The sequence below is a fragment of the Actinomadura sp. NPDC048021 genome, assembly GCF_040653135.1.
In the GTDB taxonomy this organism is placed as follows: domain Bacteria; phylum Actinomycetota; class Actinomycetes; order Streptosporangiales; family Streptosporangiaceae; genus Spirillospora; species Spirillospora verrucosospora.
Map to the genome: position 1 here is coordinate 1 of NZ_JBEZJQ010000044.1, position 9,036 is coordinate 9,036.

General features: G+C 73.8%; 10 protein-coding genes. All 10 read left to right on the plus strand.

Annotated elements, in window-relative coordinates; translation table 11 throughout:
• Positions 1–376 (plus strand): alpha-glucosidase C-terminal domain-containing protein (locus tag AB0C87_RS41090; protein WP_353835594.1); only part of this gene is annotated, 376 nt, incomplete at its 5' end.
• A 2-nt stretch (positions 377–378) separates the two neighbouring features.
• Positions 379–1,815: a phosphotransferase gene (locus AB0C87_RS41095; protein WP_345182541.1), complete on the plus strand. Its 1,437-nt coding sequence runs from the start codon at positions 379–381 to the stop codon at positions 1,813–1,815.
• Positions 1,816–2,061: 246 nt separating this feature from the next.
• Positions 2,062–2,964 carry a C40 family peptidase gene (locus AB0C87_RS41100; RefSeq protein ID WP_360581951.1) on the plus strand — a complete coding sequence of 301 codons (903 nt, stop codon included), beginning with the start codon at positions 2,062–2,064 and terminating at the stop codon, positions 2,962–2,964.
• A gap of 61 nt (positions 2,965–3,025) precedes the next feature.
• The gene (locus tag AB0C87_RS41105) at positions 3,026–3,271 is read left to right on the plus strand and encodes an aldo/keto reductase (RefSeq protein WP_360581953.1); all 246 of its coding nucleotides are present in this window, start codon (positions 3,026–3,028) and stop codon (positions 3,269–3,271) included.
• A 66-nt stretch (positions 3,272–3,337) separates the two neighbouring features.
• Positions 3,338–4,189: an SAM-dependent methyltransferase gene (locus AB0C87_RS41110; protein ID WP_360581955.1), complete on the plus strand. Its 852-nt coding sequence runs from the start codon at positions 3,338–3,340 to the stop codon at positions 4,187–4,189.
• 147 nt (positions 4,190–4,336) lie between these two features.
• Positions 4,337–5,248, plus strand: coding sequence for a zinc ABC transporter substrate-binding protein (locus tag AB0C87_RS41115; RefSeq protein ID WP_345182532.1), 912 nt, complete (start codon positions 4,337–4,339; stop codon positions 5,246–5,248).
• On the plus strand, positions 5,245–5,913 hold the full coding sequence (locus tag AB0C87_RS41120) for an ATP-binding cassette domain-containing protein (protein WP_360581957.1): 669 nt from the start codon (positions 5,245–5,247) through the stop codon (positions 5,911–5,913). Before AB0C87_RS41115 ends, AB0C87_RS41120 begins: the two co-directional genes overlap by 4 nt.
• Complete coding sequence (locus AB0C87_RS41125) at positions 5,910–6,797, plus strand: metal ABC transporter permease (RefSeq protein WP_360581959.1); 888 nt, start codon at positions 5,910–5,912, stop codon at positions 6,795–6,797. The genes AB0C87_RS41120 and AB0C87_RS41125 overlap by 4 nt, the downstream gene beginning before the upstream one ends.
• 188 nt (positions 6,798–6,985) lie before the next feature.
• Positions 6,986–8,044, plus strand: coding sequence for a rod shape-determining protein (locus AB0C87_RS41130; RefSeq protein WP_345182525.1), 1,059 nt, complete (start codon positions 6,986–6,988; stop codon positions 8,042–8,044).
• A gap of 51 nt (positions 8,045–8,095) precedes the next feature.
• Entirely contained in the window at positions 8,096–9,034 is a 939-nt protein-coding gene (locus tag AB0C87_RS41135) for an MBL fold metallo-hydrolase (RefSeq protein ID WP_360581961.1), read from the plus strand.
• Positions 9,035–9,036: the final 2 nt, after the last annotated feature.

Here is a 9,036-nt window from a genome sequence, read left to right on the forward strand (position 1 = left end):
CGAGATCCGCCAGCGCCACCCCGTCTTCGGCGTCGGCTCCTACGTCGAACTGTCCGCCTCCAACCCCTCCGTCCTGGCCTTCACCCGCGAGATCACCGAGGACGAGAGCCCCTGGGGCGAGATGGACACCGTCCTGTGCGTCAGCAACCTGTCCCGGTTCCCCCAGCCGGTCGAGCTGGACCTGCGGCGCTTCGAGGGCTACGCGCCCGTCGAGTGCATGGGCGGCGTCCAGTTCCCCGCCATCGGCGAACTCCCGTACCTGCTCACCCTGCCCGGGCACGGCTTCTACTGGTTCCAGCTGGTCCCTCCTGAGGACGGCGATCCCGTGGCGGGCGCGGACGCGGGGCCGGGCACCCGCGCGGGAAGGACCGTCTGACCGTGCTTCCTCCAGAGCGGGACCTCGTCCGGGACCTCGCCGAGTGGCTGCCGCGGCAGCGGTGGTTCGGCGGCAAGGACGGCCCCATCCACGACCTCGCCATCGGCACCGCCACCGAACTTCGATCCGGCGACCCCTCCCTGCACCACCTCGTCCTCCACGTCCGCCGGGACGACACCACCGACCACTACCAGCTCCTCCTCGGCGCCCGCCGCGACCTTCCCGACCGGCTCCGGCACGTCGAGATCGGCGGGCCCTGCGGCGACCGGTCCGCGAAGGCCCGGCTGTACGACGCCGCGCACGACCCGGACCTGACCCGGGTGCTGCTGGAGGCCATGGCGAGCGGGGCGTCCGCGGGCCCGCTGCGGTTCCACCACGCGGGCGGCGCCCGCATCCGGACGGACCTGGCGAGCCTGCCGATGACCGCCGAGCAGAGCAACACCTCGTTACTGTTCGGCGACGAGTACATCTGCAAGCTGTTCCGCCGCCTGTCCCCCGGCGTCAACCTCGACCTGGAGGTCAACCTCGCGCTGAGCCGCCGCGGCTGCGCGCACGTCCCGGCCGTCCTCGGCTGGATCGAGCTGGAACCGGGGCACGGGGCGCGGGCGGGCGAGGGCGCGGAGCCGGTGACGCTCGCCCTCCTGTCGGACTACCTGCACACCGGCGTGGACGGGTGGAGCCTCGCGATCGCCAGCGTCCGGGACTGGTTCGCGCACACGCCGCCGCCCGGCGGCGACGAGTGGGCGGAGCTCGACGCGAGCGCCGCCGGCGGCGACTTCGCCGCCGAGGCCGAACGGCTCGGCGCGGCCACCGCCGAGGTGCACCGGGCGCTCGCCGACGCGTTCGGCGTCACGGTCGTCCCGGCCGGGGAGGTCCGCGCGACGGCCGCGCGGATGAACGCCGAGCTGACCGGCACCTGCCGCGCGGTACCCGCGCTCGCGCCGCACGCCAAGGCGCTCACCGAGGCGTTCCTTGACCTGGCCGCGCGGGCCGAGCCGCTGCCCGTCCAGCGCGTGCACGGCGACTACCACCTCGGCCAGGTCCTGCGCACCGAGTCCGGGTGGACGGTGCTGGACTTCGAGGGCGAGCCGGCGCGGACGCAGAGCGAGCGCCGGGCCCTCGCGCACCCGCTGCGCGACGTCGCCGGGATGCTCCGCTCGTTCGAGTACGCGGCGCGGTTCCTCATCACCAAGGCGGGCACGGTGCCGAGCGAGTCGGGGCCGCGGCTGGAGACCCGGGCGCACGCCTGGGCGGCGCGCAACCGCGCCGCGTTCTGCCGCGGCTACGCGGGGGCCGGCGGACCGGATCCGGCCGCGCATTCGGTCCTCATCCGCGCGTTCGAATTCGAGAAGGCCGTCTACGAGGTGCGTTACGAGGCGCAGAACAGACCGGCCTGGCTCCCCGTTCCGCTGAAATCGCTGGCGCATCTGACCGCCTGACAAAAGACACTGAAGGCCGCCTCCAATTCCGCGCCATGATCAAGTAAAATCGGCCGTCCTCGACAATTCCGTGCCGATCAACGGGTACCCGATCCCTCGGCGGGATGATGATCACCTGCCGATACCCGAACGGAAACGGAGACCAGAGGAATGTCCACCCCACGCCACTCGCAGGAGCCCGGAAGCGCAAGCGCAGCGATCGCGGGCCATCCCGGCCGCGGCCGGGCGGCCGGCCGAAAACGGGGCATGCTCCGCACGGCCGTCACGGCCACGGTGACCGGGCTCGCGCTGACGGTCCCGCTGGGTTCCACGGCCTTCGCCGCGCTCAACCCGACGGTGCTGAGAAGCCTGCACCTCGACGCGGCCACCCTGGAGAAGGTCCAGGCGTACGACAGGTACCGGACGCGGGAGACCCTCCAGCGCAAGCGCGCCAAGAAGGCGCTGCGGTTCGCCCGCAAACAGATCGGCAAGCCCTACCAGTGGGGCGGGACGGGCGCGGGCGGCTACGACTGCTCCGGGCTGATGATGGCCGCGTGGCGGCGGGCGGGCGTCAAGATCCCCCGTGTCACCTACGCCCAGTACCGCAGGGTGGACCGGAAGGTGGGGATCGGGAGCCTCAAGCCCGGTGACCTCATCTTCTTCCACGGCCGCAGCCACGTCGGCATGTACGTGGGGCACGGCCGTTTCCTGCACGCGCCCAATTCGGGGGCCAGGGTCCGCATCGACAGGTTCGGCGCGGCGCGCAAGCGACAGTTCGCGGGCGCGGTACGGCCCGGCGCGCCCGCCTACCGGGAGTGGTCGCCGTCCGTGCGGGAGCTCGTCGAGAAGATCGACCGGATGAGCGCCGAGAAGCGCGCCGACCAGCCCCCTGATAGCGAGCGGACCCCCCAGATTCCGCCATCACACCATACAAATAACAAGAAATCCGACAATCCCCCAATCACCGCCCCCGGACACATCCCGGCGGAAAAGGCCGCGCCACCCGGCGGCCACTCCACGAGGCCGGACGATTCCGCGGCACAGGCTCCGCGAAGCGACAGACCGTCGAACGAGTCAAAGCCTGAGCCCCGGCCGAGAGCCGTGGCGCATCCGAGATCGTTCTGGAACGGCCCCGGCACCGAGCCGTGGGCGGAGTACGCCACTCCCTAGCCCCTTTCCGCCCGCCCCGGCGCCGCCCGCGCGGCGCGCGGCGCCGGGGGGCGCGTCGCACTTGACCCGGAGGGGACTAGCCTACGAGGACCTGTGCGGCGAGCACGGTCTGGAGCCGGGCGACGTCGGCCTCGCCTGGCTCCTCACCCGCCCGGGCGTGACGGGCCCGATCGTCGGCCCGCGCGTCCGCGAGCAGCTCGACTCCGCCGTCCGCGCCGCCGCGCTGGAGCTTCCGGAGGAGTTCCTGTCCGCCCTGGACGAGATCTTCCCCGGCCCGGGCCCCGTGCCGGAGGCGTTCGCCTGGTGACCCGCGGCCGCGGTCCGGAACGCGGAGAACCCCCGCCCCGGGCCGCGGCGGGGTAGCGTTCCCCCTGTGAACGATCAAGACAGGCCGTCCCTGGCGGACATCCCCCACGACGTCCCGACGTCCGCCCGCGCCTACGGCTGGCTTCTCGGCGGCAAGGACAACTACGAGGTCGACCGGCAGTTCATCCGGGCGCAGCTGGAGCACCACCCCGCCGGGCTCGACATCACCCGGCAGAACCGCCTGTTCCTGTACCGCGCCGTCCGGTACCTGGCCGCCGAGGCGGGGATCCGCCAGTTCATCGACATGGGCTGCGGCCTGCCGACCGACGCGAACGTGCACCAGGTCGCCCGCGACTTCGCGCCGGACGCGCGCGTCGTCTACGTGGACATCGACCCGATCGTCCTCGCCCACGGCAGGGCGCTGCTGGCCGGCGACTCCTCGACCACGGTCATCCAGGGCGACATGCGCGACCAGGACACCATCCTGGAGGACCCCGAGGTCAAGCGGCTGATCGACTTCGACGAGCCGGTCGCGACCCTGTTCCTGTCGGTCGGCCACCACCTGCCCGACGCCGACGACCCCCGCCGCGTGCTGCACACGATCATGGACCGGGCCGCGCCGGGCAGCCACCTGACCTTCTCCCAGGTCGCCTGCGACGACCCGGTGCGCAGCGCCGAGATGACCGCGCAGGTCACCGGGGCGGGCATCCCGTGGCAGACGCGGACGCCCGCCGAGATCGACGCGCTGCTGTCGGACTTCGACCCCGTCGAGCCGGGCCTGTGCAACCTGGTCGACTGGCGCCCGCTGGACGTGCAGCCGCCGCTCGCCCCCGTGCCGCCCGAGCTGGAGCGGTACGAGGGCGCCTCCAAGCTGGACCGCGGCATCTACGAGTACGGCGGGGTACTGCGCAAGCGCTAGAACGACCGCCTCGAAGGCCGCCGTCCCGGAACCGGGACGGCGGCCTTCTGCGTGCGGGGACGTTGCCGAGGCGGCAAGGAAACGGGACCAAAGGGGCGAGTCATGTTAAGTTGCCACTGAAAATCGTTTTCATTTTCAGGAGCTTCCATGATGTCTGCTCAGCGCGCCCGCGTCCTCGGGGCCGGCGCCGCCCTCACCCTCGCGTCGCTCGGGGCCGCCGCCTGCGGGTCGTCCTCCGGCGCCGGGGCCGCGGAGGCGGTCTCGGTCGTGGCCTCGACCAACGTGTACGGGGACATCGCCCGCCAGATCGGCGGGGACCGGGTGAAGGTGACCTCGTTCATCAGCGACCCCGCGCAGGACCCGCACTCCTTCGAGGCGGGGACGCGCACCAGGCTCGCGCTGTCCAGGGCCGGTGTGGTCATCGAGAACGGCGGCGGCTACGACGACTTCATGGAGACGCTGCTGAAGGGGTCGGGTTCCAAGGCCCGGGTGCTCAACGCCGTCCAGATCTCCGGGAAGACCGCTCCGGCCGGCGAGGAGCTGAACGAGCACGTCTGGTACGACCTTCCCTCCGTCGCGCTGCTGGCCGACCGGATCTCCGCCGCGCTCGCCGAGGCCGACCCCGAGGACGCGCGGACGTTCGCGGCGAACGCCGCCGCCTTCAAGGCGAGGCTGAAGACGCTGGAGGGGAAGGCGGCGGCGGTCAGGGCCGCGCATTCCGGCGACGGCGTGGCGGTCACCGAGCCCGTCCCGGGCCACCTGCTGGACGCGGCCGGGCTGGTCGACCGGACGCCGGAGGAGTTCGCCGAGGCGGTCGAGGAGGGGGACGACGTCCCGCCGCGGGCGCTGCGCGACACGCTGGCGCTGCTCACCGGCCGGAAGGTGCGGGCGCTCGTCGTGAACGTGCAGACGAGCGGCCCGGAGACCGCCAAGGTGCGCGAGGCGGCCCGCGAGGCGGGCGTGCCGGTGGTGCCGGTCACCGAGACCCTGCCGGCCGGCCGGGACTACGTCGCCTGGATGGACGGCACCATCGCCGCGCTCGCGAAGGCGCTCTCGTGATCGCCCTGCGCGGCGCGACCCTGGCCTACGGCGAGCGGACCCTGTGGCGCGGGCTGGACCTCGACGTGCGGCCCGGCGAGTTCCTCGCCGTCGTCGGCTCCAACGGGTCGGGGAAGACCAGCCTGCTCAGGGTGCTGCTCGGACTCCAGCGGCTGTCGTCCGGAACGGTCGTGGTGGACGGGCGCCGCCCCCGGCGGGGCAGCGACGCCGTCGGCTACGTCCCGCAGCACCGGGCCGTCCCGCCGCACACTCCGCTGCGCGCCCGCGACCTCGTGCGGCTCGGCGTCGACGGCCACCGCTGGGGGCCCTGGCGACCGCGCCGGGACGCGCGCCGCCGGGTCGAGGCCGTCCTCGCCGACGTGGGCGCCGCCGCGTTCGCCGACGTCCCGGTCGAACTCCTGTCGGGCGGGGAGCTGCAGCGCGTGCGCATCGCGCAGGCCCTGGTCACCGGTCCGCGCGTCCTGCTGTGCGACGAGCCGCTGGCCTCGCTGGACGCCGAGCACCAGCGCGTCGTCGCCGGACTCGTGGACCGGCTCCGCCGCGACCACGGCACCGCCGTCGTGTTCGTCACGCACGAGATCGACCCGATCCTCCCCTTCGCCGACCGGTACCTCGACCTGGGCGCCGCCCGCGAAGCCCGAAGTTCCCGCCAGGAGACGGCATGAGCTGGCAAGAGGCCTGGCACGAGATCTTCAACTTCCGGGACTACGGGGCGCTGCTCGGGCTCGTGCGCAACTCGCTCGTCGCGGGGGCCGTGCTCGGACTGGTCGGCGGGCTCGCCGGGACGTTCGTCGTGATGCGCGACCTGGCGTTCGCCGTGCACGGCATCAGCGAGCTGTCGTTCGCCGGCGCGGCCGCCGCCCTGCTGGCCGGGGCGAGCGTGGCGGGCGGTTCGATCGCGGGGGCCCTGGTGGCCGCCGGCCTGATCGGGGTGCTCGGCGCGAAGGCGCGCGACCGCGGCTCGGCCATCGGCGTGCTGATGCCGTTCGGGCTGGGGCTCGGCGTGCTGTTCCTGTCGCTCTACCAGGGCCGGTCGGCCAACAAGTTCGGGCTTCTCACCGGGCAGATCGTCGCGATCGACACGCCGCGGCTGTCGTGGCTGCTCGCGACGTCGGCGGTGGTGCTGGCGTGCCTCGCGGTCATGTGGCGCCCGCTGGCCTTCGCGAGCCTGGACCCGGACATGGCGGCGGCGCGGGGCGTGCCGGTGCGGGCGCTGTCGCCGGCCTTCCTGCTGGTGCTCGGCCTCGCGGTGGCCGTGTCCGTGCAGGTCGTGGGCGCGCTGCTGGTGCTCGCGCTGCTCTGCACTCCGGCCGCGGCGGCGGTGCGGGTCACCGCGTCGCCGGTGCTGGCGCCGCTGCTGAGCGCGGCGCTGGCGACGGTGTCGGTGCTGGGCGGCATCCTGCTGTCGATCGGGTCCAGCATTCCGATCAGCCCGTACGTCACCACGATCTCGTTCCTGCTGTACGGGGCGTGCCGGGCGGCGGGCGCCGTCCGGGCCCGGCGCGGGTGGGGGGCGCGGGGCGCGCGCCCCGGCACCGTCCCTACATGATCTTTTGGCGCCCGCCCGGGATTGCGTCCCGGGCGGGCGCCGCACCGCGCATCGCGTTCCGGACATGTCGGATCCCAGATCACCAGGTCGTTGCGATTCGCTTACCCGGGCGTGGGCATCGCCGCAGGCCGCACGGGAATCGAATCATCTGGACTCTTGCGGCGAACAGGGCGATTGGGAGGGACGCGATGTGGGATTTCGCGGGCCGGGACACCGCTATCGACCTGGGCAGCGCGACCGTGCGGATGCATGTGAAGGGCCGCGGCGTCGTCTGCCGCGAACCGTCGCTGCTCGCACGCTCCCGCGATACCGGGCGCATCCTCGCCCTCGGCGTCCCGGCACGGGAGATGGCCGGGCGCAACCCCGACGTCACGCTCGTACGGCCCATCCGCGAAGGCGCGCCGACCGAGACCGACGAGGCCGAGTACCTCATGCGGCACCTGGTGCGCCGCCACCACCGGCGGCACTACACCGCGCGACCGCGCCTGGTCGTCACGGTCCCGAGCGGGCTGACCTCCGTCCACTACCGGGCGCTGCAGTTCTCCGCCTACCAGGCGGGCGCGCGCCGGCTCACGCTCGTGCCGACGCCCATCGCCGCCGCCATCGGCATGGGCATGACCTCCTGCGGGCGGCCCGACATCACGGTGATCGCCGACATCGGCGCGGAGGTCACCGACGTGGGCGTCATCGCTTTCGGCGGCCTGGTCACCTCGCACACCGCGCACATCGGCGGGTCGACGCTGGACCGCGCCATCGCCGCGCTCGTCCGCCAGGAGCACGGCATCGCGCTGTCGCAGGCGGCGGCGGAGGCGGCCAAGCTGGAGGTCGGCGCGGTGCCGCCGCTCGGCCGCCGCCCGGTGCGGCAGACCGTCGTGCACGGGCGCGACATCGCGACGGGCATGCCGCGCGGCGTCGTCCTCACCACCGCGGACGTCGCCCGCGCGATCACCGGCCCGGTGGCGCGGATCGTGGACGCGATCGGCGCCGGGCTCGCCGGCTGCTCGCCCGAGATCTCCGGCGACCTGCTCGGCGTCGGCATCACGCTCACCGGCGGCAGCGCCCGGCTGCCCGGCCTGGAGAGGCTGATCCGGGACCGGACGGGGCTCGGCGCGCGGGTCGGGGACGACACCGGCGACGCGGCCGTGCTCGGCGCCGGGGAGGTGCTGCGGTCCGCCGGGTCGCGGGAGCCGTCGGCCCGCGAGTCCTCACCGCGCCCGCACCTGCTGACGACCCTGGCGGAGTACTGACCGCGTCCCGCCGCGACCGGCGGCCGCGCCCGGCGCCGGTTACACTTCCCCATGAGCGACGCACCCGACCGCGAGGGACCGGGGAGCCCGCGGCTGCAGGAGGTCTCCGACGGGATCTTCGCCTACCTCCAGCCGGACGGCACCTGGTGGATCAACAACGCCGGCTTCCTCGCGGGCGCGCGGGGGGTGACGAGCGTCGACTCCTGCTCGACCGAGCGCCGCACCCGCGCCTACCTGGAGTCGATCCGGTCGGTCACGGACCGTCCCGTCCGGACGCTGGTCAACACCCACCACCACGGCGACCACACCTTCGGCAACTACCTGTTCTCCGGGGCGACCGTCGTCGGCCACGAGGGCACGCGGGAGGGCGCGCTCAGCTGGGGCCTGCCGTTCGACGAGCCGTTCTGGACGAAGGTCGACTGGGGCGCCGTCGAGATCGAGCCGCCGTTCCTCACCTACACCGACGGCCTGACCCTGTGGGTGGACGACCTGCGCTGCGAGGTCCGGCACGTCGGGACGCCCGCGCACACCACCAACGACTCCATCGTCTGGATCCCCGAGCGGCGGGTGCTGTTCTGCGGCGACCTGCTGTTCAACGGCGGCACCCCGTTCCTGATGCAGGGCTCGGTCGCGGGCGCGGTCGAGGTCCTGGAGGAGGTCGTCGCGCCGCTGGGCGCGGAGACGATCGTCCCCGGGCACGGGCCCGTCGCCGGTCCCGAGCTCATCGACCGGGTGCTCGGCTACGCGCGGTTCGTCCAGGCGACCGCCGCCGAGGCCCGGCAGGCCGGGCTGGCGCCGCTGGAGGCCGCCCGCGAGACCGACCTCGGCCCGTACGCGGAGCTGACCGACCCCGAGCGCCTCGTGGGCAACCTGCACCGCGCCTACGCCGAACTGGACGGGCAGCCGCCCGGGGCGCCGATCGACCTGGTCGCCGCCCTCGGCGACATGGTCGCCCTCAACGGGGGCCGCCCGCTCACCTGCCGCGCGTAGCG